Source organism: Serratia sp. B501, assembly GCF_051172315.1.
GTDB lineage: Bacteria > Pseudomonadota > Gammaproteobacteria > Enterobacterales > Enterobacteriaceae > Serratia > Serratia ureilytica.
The window spans coordinates 132,406-150,123 of the sequence record NZ_JBPIZB010000001.1 but is presented as its reverse complement, the minus strand read 5'-3'; the positions used below and the strand labels follow the sequence as shown (position 1 = coordinate 150,123).

The window sequence follows — 17,718 nt, the reverse complement described above, 5'->3', positions numbered from 1 at the left end:
CCTCACTTCCCCCTTACCGTTGGCCAATCGGCGGGGGTCGGGGAGGGGGCAATCTTCCCTCCCATATACTCGCAACACCAGTAATAGATTTCTTCTATATATGGTGTTGGCACCCTGAGCCTCTGGCCGATCGAAACCAGCAGGCTTAAACCACAGCCAATATCTTCCCGAAAGACCCGATGGTTTTTGTCAAAAATAAAAGTGTCGGATCGCCCTTCGCGGATCAGAGGCAGCGGGATACCCTCATAGGCCTTATTCGTTCGTAAAACGCTGAGGAGTGTTCTGGGGTCAGAAATTGAGTCACCGTATGCCTCGACTATTTCCTGCTGCAATGACTGCACAGAGCTGAGATCGATGCCCAGTGAAAGTTCGGCAGCTTTACATAAGGCCTGATTTTCCTCATCACAGCGAGCAAGGAAATAAGCACCGAGTTCCGGGCAGTCACTCCACCAACACGGAATATGATTGAAAGCATGCCCGTGCCACTGCCCCCATGGGCCGATGAGACCATAAATGACGGAGCTGTGCATGATTGGATTTCCTGGTGTAAGGGTAATCTCCAGGTAATTAGAAAGCAGAGTGACGGGAGCTTCATAAAGCTGCTTCAGGTAGTCAAGCAGAATATCGGTATTCTCAGGTGTTTCCCGGCAATGAACAGCCACGTACAACTGTGATTTCGCCCCCCCCATCCTGACACTTTTTCCAGGTACAAGATCAAACGCAATATGGGGGACATCTTTCATGCCCCATATAACAATATTCGATAAGCCTCCAAATGCTTTTTCTGCCATCCAGTCAAATCCGCAAAAACCGGGAATGGCTCCGACGAAGACCTGCTTATGCCGTGACAGCGCTGGCGCGATGCTGTGAAGCACGCTTTCGCGCACATGGCTTGGGGCAGTAATGATAATGAGATCTGCAGCGGCACAGGCTTCATCGGCTGACGCCGTCATCCTGACGGCAGGGGCTTTTATAACATTTCCGTCAGGCATGATCGCATGCAACTGAGCGCCACTGCCTTGATATGCGGTGACAGTTTCTGGCCGGCTAGTGTAGAGAGTTACTGCAACTGCCGGATTTTGACTGAATAAAATGGCAGCAAGATGGCCCGTACGGCCGGCCCCACATATTGTTACCCTTAACTTCTCGCCTGAGAACATTATTCTCCCTCCTCAACAGAAGAGAGTGCAAACCAGCTATCAAGTTGCCCCCAAACTTGCACGGAGAGAAGATCCCGTTCTTTGAGCCACTCCTCATTGAAGATCGTATTTAGATATTTTTCACCGCCATCTGCAATAACGAGAGCCACATTCCCCCGAATCGTTCCATTATTGATAAATTCCAACGCTTTATATATTGCACCCCCGGTAGAACCGCCAACAAGCAGCCCGAAACGGCGCGCAAGATAGCGTGCAGTTTCAAAAGCGCAGACGTCGGAAACCTGTTCACCATAATCAATGCAGCTGTAATCCAGAACTAATCCGACGGTGTCTCCTTCCGGTGTGCCGGTTCCTGATTGATAATAGGGCTTTCCTGGCTTTCCAAATACGATAGAGCCTTCTGGCTCTACGGCGATCGTGACTGTATCCGGATTATGAACCTTGAGGCCATGCGCTATCCCTGTCATCGAACCGCCAGTACCAACACATCCAACCCACGCGTCGACTTTGCCAATCTGGCAGATAATTTCACGCACCAGGTCTGCATATCCACCGGCATTGGCTGCATTATCTGATTGGTTCATGAACACTGCGCCGGGTATTTCACTCGCAATTTCAGCCGCCATACGCTGTCGTTCCACAACCGCGACTTCATTTTCGCCGTAATTACCCTTAACGTAACGAATATCTGCTCCCAGAGCTCGCATGATGGTAATTTTATCCTGAGCGGCATGGTGGTCCACCACTGCAATAAATTTAAGCCCAAATTCGATAGCCGCAATGGCCAGGCCGATCCCCGTATTTCCTGACGATGATTCAACAATTGTCCCACCTGGTTGGATCCGCCCTGATTTCAGCGCCGCAACAATCATATTTCTGGCCATGCGATCTTTCATGCTCCCGCCAGGATTGTTTTTCTCCACTTTGATATAAAGGCGAGATTCAGATTGCGCCAGCGGTAATTGAATGACGGGAGTATTGCCAATCAAATCAGTTACTTTTCTGAAGATCATTTTACAACTCCTTAATTGTCAACGGTAAAAATGAGGTTTTGACGCGAGCTCATGACGGCGGTCAGTCTTGTGGGGAGCGGGTGCCGGTGGAACTGGTTTTCCAGTAAATCCATTTGGTAACCAGCAGTATTGGCAAATATCAGCAAGTCGCCCGGTTCAGGCAGGTGCTTGAATGTAATCAGACGGTTAGTTATAACGTCCTCGTCAAGGCAACTATGACCCGCAATCCATGCTTTCGCAGCAGGAGGTGGCTCATGAGAATTCTGACGAATATGGAGCGGATCGCTTAGGAATTCAGAGTTAAACCACGTTTCGCATGCACTGAAGCTACTTCCCTCGACAAAAATAACGTATCCGGAATCACCGTGAGGCCGGACTCGACATACGCGAAAAACACTTATGGCGCTCTGGTTGGCCAGACTTCTTCCGGGCTCGACACACAGCGTTAATCCTTCATCGATTAATGCATCGCAGACTCTTTTACCCGCAGGGTCCGCGCCGCCAAGAAACTGAGTGAGCCAGTGCTCAGCGTTTATATCGCCACCATAGGGATAGAAAGCATCCGGGACCCGTCGAGTACGATAGTTTTCCTGCGTTTGTGAGGATAGCCATGCCTTATAGCAATTCCCCTCTACATACTGAACGGGCAATCCTCCCCCGATATCGATAATGCATGGGGAATGGCCAAGACTACGGGCGCAGGCAATTAACGGTAAAGTGTCAAAAAAAGCGTTAACTCTGGATACGGGCGAGTAGCCACTAAGATGGAAATGGAAGCCATCGATTTTTAAGGGATTACAGGTCTCGAGTTTCTGAAGCACGGCACTCACTTCACGGGATGACATACCAAAACGGCTGGTATGGCTGAACGCGGGGCGAAGGCGCAGTAGTATACTGATCCGGCCTGTCGGGCTTTTCCAGCGTTTAGCTACCTCCATGAGATCGTCCATTTCCTCGACTGAATCCACAACAATCCGCGCCCCCTGCAGAATTAACTCCTGCAAAAAACGTATTGTTTTTGCAGGCCCAGTGGCACACAAATCGTTGCCTCTGCATCCAGCGCGGATAGCATCGTTGAGTTCATGCAGGCTGGATACATCAGCCCCTGTTCCGGCAGTGACGGCCGCCTGTAATAACGACTGTGATTTATTGACTTTAACGCCATAATAAAATTTCGCTTCAATGCCAAATCCCGCCGTAATAGCAGCCATCGCATTGAAATTATTCTCCACGGTATGCGGCCAAACAATATTGAGCGGAGAACCGTAAATTTCTGATAAGCGAACAAGAGTATCAGGGGACGTCTCTAACCATCGGGCAATAACAGGATCCACATAGGGGGGCAATTCTCTGGCAGGGCTTAACCGCCATGAAGTTGTTTCCCGGCAATAGGTATTTAACAGCGAAGCCATATTAAATCCTCTCAGAAATCAAGGGTTACCGATGCAAGGAAGGTGCGTGGCGCTCCCTGCGCAATGGTGCTGTATGACGCCACGCCAGCCCAATAATGGCGATCTAACACGTTTTGAACATCAAAGCGGAAAGTTGCCGGTGTACCGTAAACACGCGTTTTATAGGCAGCCCCCATATCTACCGTGGTCCAAGAACGGATAGACTGCGTATTCGCCTGATTGACGTACTGCTTCCCGCTGTAATTGACATGACTGTTCAGGGACAATCCCCGTAGGACAGGGAGGTCATATTCCACACTCGCGTTTGCTTGTATCGGGGATACACCAACGGGTTTGTTACCACGAACGCCAGTGGTGGGAGATTTGGTGAGCTCAGCATCAATCAGGGAAAGACTTCCTGATATTCGCAAATTATCCAGAGGTTCATGGGAGATATTCAGTTCAATTCCACGGTTCCGTTGTTCGCTGTTGGAATTGAATGTATTGTTACCGTCGATTGCACCGCTTGGCTTCGTGATCTGGAAAAGAGCAAGACTGCTTTGGATTCCCGCCTCATCGTATTTAATGCCCACTTCGTATTGACGCGATCGGTATGGACGCATCACCTGACCTGCGTTTTGTGCCGTACCAGGGGCGACATCACCTTTGCTGAGCCCCTCAATGTAGTTAGCATACAGCGAAACGGGTTTCCAGGGACGGTAGACCAGGCCAAGCATCGGAGTGACGGCATATTCATCATAGGAAGATGAACGATCGCCATTAGCGGCGAAGTTATCGGCACGAACCCTTTGGACACGCACGCCTGGCGTGATGTCAACACTTCCATCCAGTACGGTCATTGTGTCTGCAAGCGCGAGACCACTTAACTGGCTGGAGGAGGTTTTTGATATTCTGGCTGGCGCAGAAGGCAGGGTGACATCAACGTCTGGCGGGGAATAAATATTGGAATCTACCGTTTGCCCCCAGGTGCTGGCGATAGCAAGGCGATCATGGTAATAACTGACCTGCAGCGTCGCCTGGTGATCAATGGAACCGGTTGAAAAATAACTTCTCGCGCCAGTTTCTAAAGTATAACGATTCACCTTAAAGCGGAAATTAGTAATCGTCGAGACGACATCTCCTTTGTCGTTAATAATATTAGGGGTTTGCTCTGATATGCGTGAAACCATCGAGCGCCCACCGCCTGCATTCGCAAAAACGGTCACGTTGTCATTAATATCGTATTCTGTGTGTAGCAATGCCCCCTGATCCCGGATTTTCCACCACATCCCCTTTTGTGCGATGTTTGTCTTGCCGTCAGGAGCATCCGGAACATCTATGCCTGCAGCGACGGTGAAGGGGCGATTTGGGGATTTGACGCGCTGATATTGATCAAGCAGGTCAAGGGAAGCCCTCACCCCTCCGTTCCCATAATCGAGAGCAAGCGCGCCTAATGCCGTATTTTTATTGGCATTGTCGAGTGCCAAATCGCCACCACTACCGCCACCGTTAAAACGGATTCCCCACATCTCCCCGTCCGGGTTAACCCACAATTTACCGACATCGACATATGCACCGAGTTGGTTGTTGGACTCCCAGGCGGTGGTGAGTCGTTTAATATCCTGAGCTGTAGCTCTTTTAGTCACGGCGTTAATGACACCGCCAACCCCTCCGTTCGGGGACATCCCATAGAGTCCCGCGCCCGGCCCCTTCAGTAACTCTATTCGTTCGAGATATTGCGGCAATAATTGATAATTTGGTGCCACACCATAGACACCATTGAGTGCCACTTCACCGGTATTGCCTTCACCAATAGGGAATCCACGGATCATGAAAGAATCCAGGATCCCACCTGAAGGAGAGGTAACCCGCACGGATGAATCATTTTTTATAACATCGCCGAGAGATTTAGCCTGCCTATTTTCAATGTATCGCGAGTTATATACCTTGATACTAAATGGCGTATCATGAATGACTTTACTTCCTAATAAGCCAATATTGGTTTGTTCGGATAGTGCATCTTCAGTTTGTGTAACAGTACTGTCGGCGCTAACGACAACGGTATCTTCCGCGTTCGCAATATAAGGAATTAAAACTTCTACAACAGCCAAAACCAGAAACTTCTTTCTACGATTCATAACCATTATCTCTAGTCCCAGAATTACCGGCGTATCAATCAGCTAAAGGATTATTAAGACCGTGCTGAAGTCGATAATCAGTATATTGTTGTAAATGCATGCTCATTAATGAGCGGGTATACCAGGGATGGTTCATAAAATGCTCGCGTTCCTGATGCCAGAAGCTGGCATCCAGCCTTGGGTGAAGTTCTTTAAATACACGGTCAAGTTCTTCGCCAATAACTTTCCACATACGATTATCTGGGATGCAATAGAAGTGAGTCAGGCAAAGGGCGATTTCATGTAAATGACTGACAAGGCAAGCATCCACGACGAAGGTTCTGACGGGTTCAATATCATCTTCAAACACCGTGGGTAAAATGCCAGGCCAGATATAAGGTTTGAGTTCGTAACCTTGCCTACGGAGTGCTGGGGCCCAGGTGCGGCCATCACCGAAGTCACGGATAAGCATGGCCACAGCGCGGCCGGAATCATCAAATAAAACCTGCGTATTTTGTTGGTGTGCTTCAAGCGCCACGCCATAAATCAAATACATAGCCAAGACCGGTTTCAGTATGATCCGGGTATAATGACGAAACCATGTCTCAGGCGTGTCTCCTGACAAGGCAATCAGCTCACTGATAAGGGGATCGGATTTATGCGGGAGCGCGGTAAATAGCGATGCAACCGTGATAGCCAATGAATTATCGTTTCTTGTCCACGCATCCGTACTACGAAACACGACGGAGAGAAACTTACCCTCAGCGTCATCCATACGATCTTTATGACGAAAGTGCCATGCGGCATCTTCCCGAAAAAAGTCGAGCTTGCCGTCAAAACCTTGCTCCACATCCAGGATATCCTCAATAATCGTACTAATACGCGGCCCCATGTGAATGGATTTGGCCTGGAGGCTGCGCATCTCACTGGTCATCCATATGGCAACGGGCAATTTTATAAAAGGCAATGCCGGGGCCGTCGGAAGCATTGTTCTGAACGACATTGAGGGTGCGGTTTCAATTTCGGGACCAAATGGCAAAAGAATTCCTTCGTCTATTTCTTTGGCGAAATGACCCAAGATCCAATGTTCAAGATGCCAGGGGTGAAGGGGAATGGGCAGCCATTCTTGAGGGTTGCGATGCTGACTTTCGAGCCAGTCGCACCATTCACTCCAGACGTCAGGAAAGGCCGATGACAGCCATTGACGGATATCCTGAACATGAGGCATCTTCTCGCAATAAACCATGTCGTCCTGTATGGCCCCCATGCGAAGAGTGACTCGGGCTCCAAATTCGGCGGATAGGGCTTCGATGTCTTCATCGTTTAATCCAGGCCGGGACTTCCAGGTAGGATAATAAGGGTGGCCTTCCAGAGATCCCCACTGGTCCAGGAGGGTCGCCCCCTCTCTCAAACTGTGATGACGTCCTACCCATTTAACAAAATAAGACTCCCCCTCTTTCTCCATATCTTTAGCAATGCTATTCCGCCATTTTGACCGATGCGCTCTGGCCAGCCGATCATTATGGATACTGTTAGCAACATCTTTATTGAATTTAGCTATCCCCTCAGCCGATGGGCTGAAACTGAATTCATTTTTCAGGACGTCGATCAGTTGTTCATGTGACTGAACCGGGGTTTTGCTCCCGTCGGCTGCCTCGAGGATAATATCACCACGATTAATAACACTATTCGCCGGAAAAACCGCCGTTAGATTTAGCTGAAGGATATGTTCTCCATCAGAGAGGCGGTAATTAACCCTACTTTCGTCACCGAAAACCTCAAGTTTCTTTTCATCAAGTAGTTTTTCCGCAAAAAGACAACGAATTATGCGAGAGAGTGCGTTACGTGCCGAAAAATCAGGTTGTGTTGAAAGTGCTTGTCCTGCAAAGCCATTCTCCTCTGCCAACTCCATCATATTTTCTCCCAATGTAAGAGGGTTGAAACAATTAGGTGTAAATTGAGCATCTTAAGGTCAACGTGATATTTCATTGCTCTCTCAGGCTCCTTGAAAACTTTCAGTCACTACGCTACCATCAAAATAAATTCATGTAAATGATAATCAATATCATTCTCATAACTGTAATCAATGATGAGATAACAAATTTATATCAATCACTTAGGCGGTAAAGGTATGAGTGTAGAGATTAGCTATTTGTTTGTCCCTGCTAATAAAGAGGTTATGTTTTCGAAGGCGTTGGCCAGTGGTACAGATGCGATCATTATTGATCTTGAAGATGCCGTTCATCCGAACGAAAAGCCCCTTGGTCGCGATAACGTTCTGAGTTGGCTACATAAAATTAATAAGAGCAACATTAAAACCGGAATATATATCCGGATAAATCATCCAAACGACAAGGAGTTTGATGACGACATCAGCTTGCTCAATTCATTAAATAAGCCATTGATTACGGGTGTGATGGTGCCAAAACTGGAATGCAGTGAAACGATAACCCATATAAACTCAAGGCTTAATTCCGGAATATCAAGGCTACCCTTTATCGGCATCATAGAAACGGCGCGAGGATTGTATCACTGTGAGAATATAGCCTGTAGCGGTGTGGTCAGATTAGCGTTCGGCTCTTTAGATTATTCACACGATATTAATTGTCTGCAAACACCAGAGGCACTTCTCTATGCGAGAAGTCGTATCGTGGTGGCTTCACGGCTTGCCAACCTATCGCCCCCTATTGATTGCGTCACCCCCGAATTTTGTACGTCCGAAACGTTGTTAACGGATTGCTGCCATGCTCGTTCCCTTGGATTCGGTGCTAAATTATGTATTCATCCGGATCAAATCAATGTGGTTGCCAAGGCATTTAGCCCTACGGAGGAACAAATTAAATGGGCTGAAGAGGTGTTAAAACAGTCCAGAGATAACTATGCTTTTCAGGTTGGTGGCTCGATGGTTGATTTACCCTTAATAAAACAGGCAGTCCGTTTAATGAACAGTAAATAAACCAGAGTGAATGTATTGGTCAACCACGCAAACTATAAACAGTCAGATAGAAGCGTTAAGCCACCGTTGGGGGGGTTATTCAAACGCATTAACAACCCCGGGCACAATGTGGCTACAAGAATTCTCCTCACTCCGGCTCTGCCGGAGGCTGGCGCGGCGGGCGGCCGTCCCCCAGGATAACCGCCAGCCGATAGCCGCCCTCGGTAGTCTCCAGCGCGATGCGCGCCACGATCGTCAGCGGCACCGACAGCAACATGCCCACCGGGCCGAGCAGCCAGCCCCAGAAGATCAGCGACAGGAACACCACCAGCGTCGACAGCCCCAGCCCGCGCCCCATCACGCGCGGCTCGAGGATATTGCCGATCACCATGTTGACAGCGATAAAGCCACCCGCCACCACCAGCGCATCACCCAATCCGTTGAACAACAGCGCCTGAATCAGCGGCGGAATGGCGGCCAATACCGAGCCAATGTTGGGAATGTAGTTAAGCAGAAATGCCAGCAGCCCCCAGATAAAGGCAAAACGCACGCCGACCGCCTCCAGGAAGATCCAGACGATTACCCCGGTGGCCAGGCTGATGATGGTTTTAATCACCAGATAGCGCGTCACGCCATCCAACGCCCGCCGCATCGCGGCGAGCCCCTCGTTCGGTTTATCCAGCGCCTGCTGCAGCTTGTAAGGCAGCAACTGCACTTCGAACAGCATAAACACCACGGTCATCAGGAGCAGGAAGACGTTGGTCATCGCGCCAGACAGGTGCCCCAGCATGCGGGTGACCAGATTCATCGCCGCGCTGGGATCGACATACTGCAGCATCGCTTCGCTGGAAAGGCTGATATTGAAACGGTCGGCGTAATGCTGCAGCTCGCGCAGCTTCTCGATCATCATGCCGCGGTACTGCGGCAGCGAACGGGCGAACTCGTTCAACGAAGCCCCCAACATGCCGATAAACAGCATCACGACCACGATCACCGCCATCACCAGCAGCGTCACCCCGACGATACGCGGCACCCGTTTACGCTCCAGCATCGCCACCAGCGGATTCAGCACCATAGCGAGAAATACCGCCAGCAAAAACGGCACCACAATGTCGGCGGCGGCTTTCACCCCGGCCAAAATGATCACCAACATCGCCAGCAGGACGGCCAGACGCAGGCTGCTGTCGGTCACACGGGTTCGGCCCATGACGTTTCCTTGTTATTTCACTGGGTTAACCGGCGCCAGGGCGCCGGCTCTTGGCGCTAATGGTAGCAAAATCCGCCGCTGCACCGCAGGGGATTTAGCGCAACCGTTCGACAAAGTTAATCTTTCCGCCCTGCCCTGCGCCGCAATAAATAGGCATAACCTTTGCCAACAAATAATCTCGCCGGGTAACTCACGAGGGGTTTACGTAAAATGACAAAAGCTGACATTAATAGATAATAACCCCATTTTTCAATGACTAGCATAAACCTCTCGTGAGCGAAATAATATTATCTCCAACGATTTATCTGATTAACTCCGAACATCTCGAACAAATTCACTGACTAATATTTCAAAGTAGTAACATAGTTAAATTTATTATTGATTTTATGTTTCCTAAAGTTTAATTATTGCAGCCAGCCAATCGGTAATCGAAGGAAACAGGATGCTCTGGAAAAATACCGCCGATCGTTTCGGCCATGTGTCAGTGTTGATCCACTGGCTGGTGGCGCTGACGGTGTACGGCATGTTCGCACTCGGCCTGTGGATGGTCACGCTGGGCTATTACGACGTCTGGTACCATCAGGCGCCGGAGATCCACAAAAGCATCGGCACGCTGCTGTTCATCGTGATGGTGATCCGCGTGGTCTGGCGCTTTGTCTCACCGCCGCCTAAACCTCTGGCCAGCTATGGCCGCCTCACTCGCGTCAGCGCCATCCTCGCGCATCTGGCGCTGTACACCGTGTTGTTCGGCATTCTGATCAGCGGCTATCTGATCTCCACCGCAGACGGCCAACCGATCAGCGTGTTCGGCTGGTTCAACGTGCCCGCCACCGTGACCGGCATGGCGGAACAGGCCGACACCGCCGGCGCCATACACCTTTATCTGGCCTGGGCCGTGGTAGTGCTCTCGGTACTGCACGGGCTGGCCGCGCTTAAACATCACTTTATCGATCGTGATGTCACTTTGAAACGGATGCTGGGTAGCAGCGCCGATTAACCTTTGGATTTATGGAGATTGCTATGTTGAAAAAGACCGTATTGGGCCTGACCGCAGGCGCCCTGCTGCTGAGCGCCGGTTCCGCACTGGCGGCAGACTACAAGATCGACAAACAAGGCCAACACGCCTTTATCGAATTCCGCATCCAGCACCTGGGCTACAGCTGGCTGTACGGCAGCTTTAAAGACTTCGACGGCGGCTTCACCTTCGACGAGAAAGATCCGTCCAAGGACAAGGTCAACGTGACCATCAATACCGCCAGCGTCGACACCAACCACGCCGAGCGCGACAAGCACCTGCGCAGCGCCGAGTTCCTCAACGTGGAGAAGAACAAGCAAGCCAAGTTTGAATCCACCGAAGTGAAGAAAAGCGGCGACGGTTACGCGGTGGTCGGCAACCTGACGCTGAACGGCGTCACCAAACCGGTTACGCTCGATGCCAAACTGATTGGCCAGGGCAACGATCCGTGGGGCGGCTACCGCGCCGGCTTTGAAGCCAACGGCAAGATCAAGCTGAAAGATTTCGGCATCACCACCGATCTTGGCCCGGCGTCGCAAGACGTTGAGCTGATCATCTCCGTAGAAGGCGTGCGCGAGAAATAAAAAAAGCCCGGCTTAGCGGCCGGGCTTGTCGGTTCCTCAGGCTCAGCGGGCTGGGCCTTCTTCTTCCGGTGCCGGAATGTGCATCGTGGTCTGCAACAATCCTTTCGATTTATTGAAAATCTTGACGCCGTTTTCGCGGCCGGCGCGGCGCGCGCGCTGCTCTTCGCGCGGCAGCTTCAGCTCTTCGCGGCAAATCTCACTGCAGCATCCTTCAAACTTGGCGGCGCAGCTCGGGCACTGAATGAACAGCAGATGGCAGCCGTCGTTCTTGCAGTTGGTATGGGTATCGCACGGCGCGCCGCACTGGTGGCAGTTGGCGATCACATCGTCGGAGATGCGCTCACCCATACGCTCATCGAACACGAAGTTTTTGCCGATAAACTTCAGCGGCAACCCCTGTTCTTTCGCTTTGCGGGTGTACTCGATAATCCCGCCTTCCACGTGATAGATGTTTTTAAAGCCGTTGTGCAGCATATAGGCGCTGGCTTTTTCACAGCGAATGCCGCCGGTGCAGTACATGACGATATTCTTGTCTTTGCTGTCCTGCAACATCTCCACCGCCATCGGCAGCTGATCGCGGAAGGTATCCGACGGCACCTCGATGGCGTTTTCGAAATGGCCGACTTCGTACTCATAGTGGTTGCGCATATCGACGAATACCGTATTCGGATCGTCGATCATCTGATTGACGCGATCGGCCTGCAGATACTCACCGACGTTGCTCGGATCGAAGCTCTCGTCATCGATGCCGTCAGCCACGATGCGCTCGCGCACCTTGAGGCGCAGCACCCAGAAGGATTTGCCGTCGTCTTCCAGCGCGATATTCAGGCGGACCTGATCCAACGCCGGGTGCGAGGCGAACAGCGCGGCTTTGAACGCGTCGAAGTTATGCTGCGGCACGCTGATCTGCGCGTTGATGCCCTCTTTCGCCACGTAGATGCGGCCGAACACCTTCAGTTTTTCGAACTGAACGTACAGGCTGTCGCGAAACGCCTTGGGATCGTCGATGGAGAAGTATTTGTAAAAAGAAACTGTGGTGCGCGGCTCGGTTTCCGCCAGCATGCGCGCCTTCAGTTCCTCATTAGAAATTCGGTTATGTAACACTGGCATGGTGTACTTTCCTGTCTTTCGGGAGGTGACTGATTACCGCGCGCAGCCAGCCGGCCCGCGCGCGGCGCACATCATACCCGAAAAACCGCCGCCGCGCAGCCCTGGCGCTCGCGTGCGCATACCTGCATCGCGCACTCATCCCGGATGCCACCGTATTGACCTCCTGATAAGGATATCGCCATGGGCTTTTGGCAGGAAATATTGTGGAAAAATTCGGCACTCGATGCATATTTAACGCCCAAAAGGGGATTTTAATGCGTTGTGTTTTCCCGGATCGTCAGAAAAATGCCACAATAGTCGCAAACAATCGGCAGAAACGAACCTAGCGACCGAGCCCACCCGGCCGTCAGACCATGCTATGACTCTGTCATTACACTTAAACAACCGTATTAAAACAGAGAACCCATGACTCAAGTTCCTACTTTCAATCGCTCCTTACTGCACCCGCGCTACTGGCTGACCTGGGTAGGCATCGGCTTGCTGTATCTGCTGGTGTTGCTGCCTTATCCCGTCATCTACTGGCTCGGCACCTCGATCGGGCGATTTTCCATGCGCTTTCTCAAGCGGCGCGTCGTTATCGCCCAACGTAACCTCGAACTCTGTTTTCCCGACATGCCGCAGGCTGAACGCGATGCGCTGGTGGTAAAGAATTTCGAATCGGTCGGCATGGGGTTGTTTGAAACCGGCATGGCGTGGTTCTGGCCGAACTGGCGCATCGAGCGCTGGTTCAAGGTCAGCGGCCTGGAGCACATTCAAAAAGCGCGCGACAACCATCAGGGCGTGTTGCTGATTGGCCTGCACTTTTTGACGCTGGAGCTGGGCGCACGCATCTTCGGCATTCACAACCCGGGCATCGGCGTTTACCGCCCGCACGACAACAAGCTGATGGACTGGCTGCAAACCTGGGGCCGGATGCGTTCCAACAAATCGATGCTGGATCGTAAAGACGTCAAAGGCATGATCCGCGCCCTGAAACAGGGAGATATCATCTGGTATGCGCCGGATCACGACTACGGCCCGCGCAGCAGCGTTTTCGTGCCGCTGTTCGCGGTGGATAAAGCCGCCACCACCACCGGCAGCTACGTGCTGGTGCGGATGGGCAAACCGGCGATCATTCCGTTCACCCCGCGTCGCCTGCCGGACGGCAAAGGCTATGAGCTGATCATGCAGCCGGCGGTGGAAAACTTCCCGCTGGACAACGAACTCGACGCCGCCGCCTTTATGAATAAAGTGGTGGAAAAAGAGATCCTGATGGCGCCGGACCAATACATGTGGCTGCACCGCCGCTTCAAGACCCGCCCGGAAGGCGAGCCTTCGCTGTACTGATCGCGCAAACCCGCCGCCGGCGGGTTTTTTATTGCGCGCCCCTTGAGAATCGCCGGCGAGGGTGGGATGGTAATGCTTTTGCCGCCACCCTTGGAGCCGCCATGTACATTGTCAGCCTGACCTACCATCGCCCGATCGCCGACGTCGATAGCCACCTTGACGGACACATCGCCTGGCTTAAGAAATATTTTCAGGACGGCACCTTCGTCGCCTCCGGCCGCAAGAATCCCCGCACCGGCGGCGTGATCCTGGCCAAAGGCATTGAGCGTGCTCGGCTGGACGCCATCCTGGCCGAAGATCCGTTCAACGCCGTGGCCCACTACGAGGTCACCGACTTTAGCGCCACCACCACTGCCGCCGGTTTCGAGGCGCTGGCCGGACTATAAAACGCTGTAAATTCCGCGCGCCAAGCGCGGAATAAGGTTTAAACGCCATTTTTAAAACTTTATTTCATTTTTTGCCCTATCTGCGTCCCCTCGTTTGCCGTCGCCGCGCCTGCGGCGCATACTTACCACGCTAACTTTCACGTTTTGCCCCATCATCTCGCCACCGGCAAAACGCGTCACCTTTCGGCAGTGGACATTTATGGCTTCGGCAGCAGAACCCGTTAACTGGAAACGCAATCTTTTCGTCGCCTGGCTGGGATGTTTTCTCACCGGCGCCGCCTTCAGCCTGGTGATGCCGTTTCTGCCGCTGTACGTAGAGACGCTGGGCGTTACCGGCCATCAGGCGCTCAACATGTGGTCCGGTCTGCTGTTCAGCATCACCTTCCTGTTTTCCGCTATCGCCGCACCGTTCTGGGGCGCCCTGGCCGATCGACGCGGCCGCAAACTGATGCTGCTGCGTTCGGCGCTCGGTATGGCGATCGTCATGGCGCTGATGGGCATGGCGCAAACGGTCTGGCAGTTTCTCGCACTGCGTGCGGTGCTGGGGCTGCTCGGCGGGTTCATTCCCAACGCCAACGCGCTGATCGCCACCCAGGTGCCGCGCAACCGCAGCGGCTGGGCGCTCGGCACCCTGTCCACCGGCGGCGTCGGCGGTGCGCTGATCGGCCCGCTGATCGGGGGGCTGCTGGCCGATTTATACGGCCTGCGCCCGGTGTTTTATATCACCGCCGCGGTGCTGTTCGTCTGCTTCGTGCTGACGCTGCTGTATGTCAAAGAACAATTCACCCCGGTGCAAAAGCGCGACATGCTGCACGCAAAACAGGTGTTCGCTTCGCTGAAAAACCCGAAGCTGGTGCTCAGCCTGTTCGTCACCACCATGATCATCCAGATCGCCACCGGCTCGATCGCGCCGATCCTGACGCTGTATGTGCGCGATTTGGCCGGCGCCACCCACAATCTGGCGTTTATCAGCGGGCTGATCGCCTCGGTGCCCGGCGTCGCGGCATTGATGAGCGCCCCGCGGCTGGGCAAGCTGGGCGATCGCATCGGCCCGGAACGCATACTGGTGTTCATGCTGATCGTTTCGGTGCTGCTGCTGATCCCGATGGCGTTCGTGCAAACGCCGTGGCAACTCGGGGTGCTGCGTTTTCTGCTGGGGGCGGCCGACGGCGCGTTGCTGCCGGCGGTACAGACGCTGTTGATTTATAACTGCACCAATCAGGTGGCCGGCCGTATTTTCAGCTATAACCAGTCGTTCCGCGACGTCGGCAACGTCAGCGGCCCGCTGCTCGGCGCCGCTGTCTCCGCCGGTTACGGTTTTCGCGCGGTCTTCGGCGTCACCGCGCTGGTGGTGCTGTTCAACGCCAGCTATTCCTGGTGGTGTCTGCGGCGACGGCCGGGCTATATGCGGGAAGATACGCTGCAGGAAGAGCAATAGCTGCATTTATCGCCAGTTTCCGCCGTTGGCCGGATCAACGGCGCGTTTCCCGTATTTTTAATAATGTTTTCTCGCCGCCGGTGAATTTTCACCTAACCCAGAGCTTTCTTAATACAACATCTTGTTTATCAACAAATAATTAACTTTCAGCGCATAAAACCCGCTGTCAATCATATTCCTGTCACAACCAACAGAAAAACCAGAAAAGGAGATGCTTGTCGACTTTTCGTCTAAAAAATGGGATACAGGTACTAGACAAAACCAACGACCAGTTATCAAATGGTTAAATAATATCACGCCAGATGTGAACCATCGGCCAAGTGAAGAAAAGGTCAGCACGCTTTCCACGGTTTATCAGCGTTGCAGCCGCGGTTTTGTCGGGTAATCCGCATTGGGCGGATCGCCTTCATTAAATACACATACATACCACAGTACGGGCTGCAGCCTTGCAGCGCCTTTTATTGGGAAATCGTTATGCAATCCTCTGTCAATAAGTCAGAAAGCCGGACCTTCTTCGGCCATCCCTATCCGCTGGGTTCTCTGTTCTTCACCGAAATGTGGGAGCGCTTCTCGTTCTACGGCATCCGTCCGCTGCTGATCCTGTTTATGGCCGCCACGGTGTACGACGGCGGCCTGGGCCTGGCGCGCGAGAACGCGTCGGCGATCGTCGGCATCTTCGCCGGCAGCATGTACCTGGCGGCGCTGCCCGGCGGCTGGCTGGCGGACAACTGGCTCGGCCAACGCAAGGCCGTCTGGTACGGTTCGATTCTGATCGCGCTCGGCCACCTGTCGATCGCGCTGTCCGCAGTGATGGGCACCAACCTGTTCTTCATCGGTCTGATGTTCATCGTGCTCGGTTCCGGCCTGTTCAAGACCTGTATCTCGGTGATGGTCGGTACGCTGTACAAGAAAGGCGATGCGCGTCGCGACGGCGGTTTCTCGCTGTTCTACATGGGCATCAACATCGGTTCGTTCATCGCCCCGCTGATCTCCGGCTGGCTGATCAAGTCACACGGCTGGCACTGGGGCTTCGGCATCGGCGGTATCGGGATGCTGGTGGCGTTGGTGATCTTCCGGGTGTTCGCCGTCCCGGCGATGAAACGCTATGACCGCGAAGTGGGCCTGGACTCCACCTGGAACAGCCCGGTCGCGAAGAAAAAAGGCGTCGGCGCCTGGTTGCTGGCGTTGGCGGCCATCCTGGTGGCGGTCATCGTGCTGATCGCCCAAGGCACTATCGTCATCAATCCGGTCGAGGTGGCCAGCGTGCTGGTGTACGTGATCGCCGCGTCGGTCACGTTGTACTTCATCTATCTGTTCGCCTTTGCCGGCCTGAGCCGCAAAGAGCGCGCACGCCTGCTGGTGTGCTTCATCCTGCTGATCTCCGCCGCGTTCTTCTGGTCAGCGTTTGAACAGAAACCGACCTCGTTTAACCTGTTCGCCAACGATTACACCAATCGCATGATCGGCGACTTCGAGATCCCGGCGGTATGGTTCCAGTCGATCAACGCCCTGTTCATCATCCTGCTGGCACCGGTCTTCAGCTGGGCCTGGCCTGCGCTGGCGCGCAATAACGTGCGTCCGAGCAGCATCACCAAGTTCGTGATCGGCATCCTGTGCGCCGCCGGCGGTTTTGGCCTGATGATGCTGGCCGCGCAGAATGTGCTGAGCAACGGCGGCGCCGGCGTATCGCCGATGTGGCTGGTGGGCAGTATCCTGATGCTGACGCTGGGTGAACTCTGCCTGAGCCCGATCGGGCTGGCCACCATGACGCTGCTGGCGCCGGAGAGAATGCGCGGTCAGATGATGGGGCTGTGGTTCTGCGCCAGCGCGTTGGGCAACCTGGCAGCCGGTCTGATCGGCGGTCACGTCAAGGCCGACCAACTGGATATGCTGCCGAATCTGTTCGCCCGCTGCTCAGTCGCGTTGCTGATCTGCGCCGCCGTGCTTATCGTGCTGATCGTGCCGATTCGCCGCATGCTGGAAAATACCCAGTCCAAGAGCGCGCAAAAACCGGCGACCAACGCCTGACGGATAGC

General features: G+C 53.2%; 14 protein-coding genes. 7 read left to right on the top strand and 7 right to left on the bottom strand.

What is annotated here, in order from left to right:
- Nucleotides 1–2 precede the first annotated feature (2 nt).
- The 5 genes from ACSBQV_RS00840 to ACSBQV_RS00820 are packed head-to-tail and all read right to left on the bottom strand — an operon-like array spanning nucleotide 3 to nucleotide 7,596.
- Nucleotides 3–1,160, bottom strand: coding sequence for an NAD/NADP octopine/nopaline dehydrogenase family protein (locus ACSBQV_RS00840; RefSeq protein WP_099782700.1), 1,158 nt, complete (start codon nucleotides 1,158–1,160; stop codon nucleotides 3–5).
- Nucleotides 1,160–2,173, bottom strand: a complete 1,014-nt coding sequence (locus ACSBQV_RS00835; RefSeq protein WP_099782702.1) for a PLP-dependent cysteine synthase family protein — start codon at nucleotides 2,171–2,173, stop codon at nucleotides 1,160–1,162. Before ACSBQV_RS00835 ends, ACSBQV_RS00840 begins: the two co-directional genes overlap by 1 nt.
- An 11-nt stretch (nucleotides 2,174–2,184) precedes the next feature.
- Nucleotides 2,185–3,585 (bottom strand): Y4yA family PLP-dependent enzyme, encoded by a 1,401-nt coding sequence (locus ACSBQV_RS00830; protein ID WP_055313500.1) that lies wholly within the window; start codon nucleotides 3,583–3,585, stop codon nucleotides 2,185–2,187.
- Between the two features lie 11 nt (nucleotides 3,586–3,596).
- Nucleotides 3,597–5,702 (bottom strand): TonB-dependent receptor, encoded by a 2,106-nt coding sequence (locus ACSBQV_RS00825; RefSeq protein WP_099782792.1) that lies wholly within the window; start codon nucleotides 5,700–5,702, stop codon nucleotides 3,597–3,599.
- A 34-nt stretch (nucleotides 5,703–5,736) separates the two neighbouring features.
- The gene (locus tag ACSBQV_RS00820) at nucleotides 5,737–7,596 is read right to left on the bottom strand and encodes an IucA/IucC family protein (protein WP_099782704.1); all 1,860 of its coding nucleotides are present in this window, start codon (nucleotides 7,594–7,596) and stop codon (nucleotides 5,737–5,739) included.
- A gap of 216 nt (nucleotides 7,597–7,812) precedes the next feature.
- Between ACSBQV_RS00820 and ACSBQV_RS00815 the strand changes: the two genes are divergently transcribed.
- Nucleotides 7,813–8,637 (top strand): HpcH/HpaI aldolase/citrate lyase family protein, encoded by an 825-nt coding sequence (locus tag ACSBQV_RS00815; protein WP_099782706.1) that lies wholly within the window; start codon nucleotides 7,813–7,815, stop codon nucleotides 8,635–8,637.
- Nucleotides 8,638–8,764: 127 nt separating this feature from the next.
- On the opposite strand, the gene ACSBQV_RS00810 is transcribed toward ACSBQV_RS00815, so the two are convergent.
- Complete coding sequence (locus ACSBQV_RS00810; protein WP_099782708.1) at nucleotides 8,765–9,823, bottom strand: AI-2E family transporter; 1,059 nt, start codon at nucleotides 9,821–9,823, stop codon at nucleotides 8,765–8,767.
- Nucleotides 9,824–10,265: 442 nt separating this feature from the next.
- Here ACSBQV_RS00810 and ACSBQV_RS00805 point away from each other — a divergent pair, with 442 nt between their 5' ends.
- Both ACSBQV_RS00805 and ACSBQV_RS00800 read left to right on the top strand, forming a co-directional pair.
- On the top strand, nucleotides 10,266–10,820 hold the full coding sequence (locus ACSBQV_RS00805; protein WP_099782710.1) for a cytochrome b: 555 nt from the start codon (nucleotides 10,266–10,268) through the stop codon (nucleotides 10,818–10,820).
- 23 nt (nucleotides 10,821–10,843) lie between these two features.
- Nucleotides 10,844–11,422, top strand: coding sequence for a YceI family protein (locus tag ACSBQV_RS00800; RefSeq protein ID WP_016928208.1), 579 nt, complete (start codon nucleotides 10,844–10,846; stop codon nucleotides 11,420–11,422).
- Between the two features lie 42 nt (nucleotides 11,423–11,464).
- Here the strand turns inward: ACSBQV_RS00800 and ACSBQV_RS00795 are convergent, their stop codons facing one another.
- Complete coding sequence (locus ACSBQV_RS00795) at nucleotides 11,465–12,532, bottom strand: rhodanese-related sulfurtransferase (RefSeq protein ID WP_033638032.1); 1,068 nt, start codon at nucleotides 12,530–12,532, stop codon at nucleotides 11,465–11,467.
- Nucleotides 12,533–12,937: 405 nt separating this feature from the next.
- On the opposite strand from ACSBQV_RS00795, the gene ACSBQV_RS00790 reads away from it, so the two are divergent.
- The 4 genes from ACSBQV_RS00790 to ACSBQV_RS00775 all read left to right on the top strand — a co-directional run bounded on the left by ACSBQV_RS00790 (nucleotide 12,938) and on the right by ACSBQV_RS00775 (nucleotide 17,710).
- Nucleotides 12,938–13,858 (top strand): Kdo(2)-lipid IV(A) acyltransferase, encoded by a 921-nt coding sequence (locus tag ACSBQV_RS00790; protein WP_025159951.1) that lies wholly within the window; start codon nucleotides 12,938–12,940, stop codon nucleotides 13,856–13,858.
- Nucleotides 13,859–13,959: 101 nt separating this feature from the next.
- A complete protein-coding gene (locus ACSBQV_RS00785; protein WP_033642669.1) occupies nucleotides 13,960–14,244 on the top strand; it encodes a YciI family protein in 285 nt (94 codons plus the stop codon).
- A gap of 199 nt (nucleotides 14,245–14,443) precedes the next feature.
- Nucleotides 14,444–15,682, top strand: a complete 1,239-nt coding sequence (gene mdtG, locus ACSBQV_RS00780) for a multidrug efflux MFS transporter MdtG (protein WP_099782712.1) — start codon at nucleotides 14,444–14,446, stop codon at nucleotides 15,680–15,682.
- Nucleotides 15,683–16,156: 474 nt separating this feature from the next.
- A complete protein-coding gene (locus ACSBQV_RS00775) occupies nucleotides 16,157–17,710 on the top strand; it encodes a peptide MFS transporter (RefSeq protein WP_042784184.1) in 1,554 nt (517 codons plus the stop codon).
- Nucleotides 17,711–17,718 lie beyond the last annotated feature (8 nt).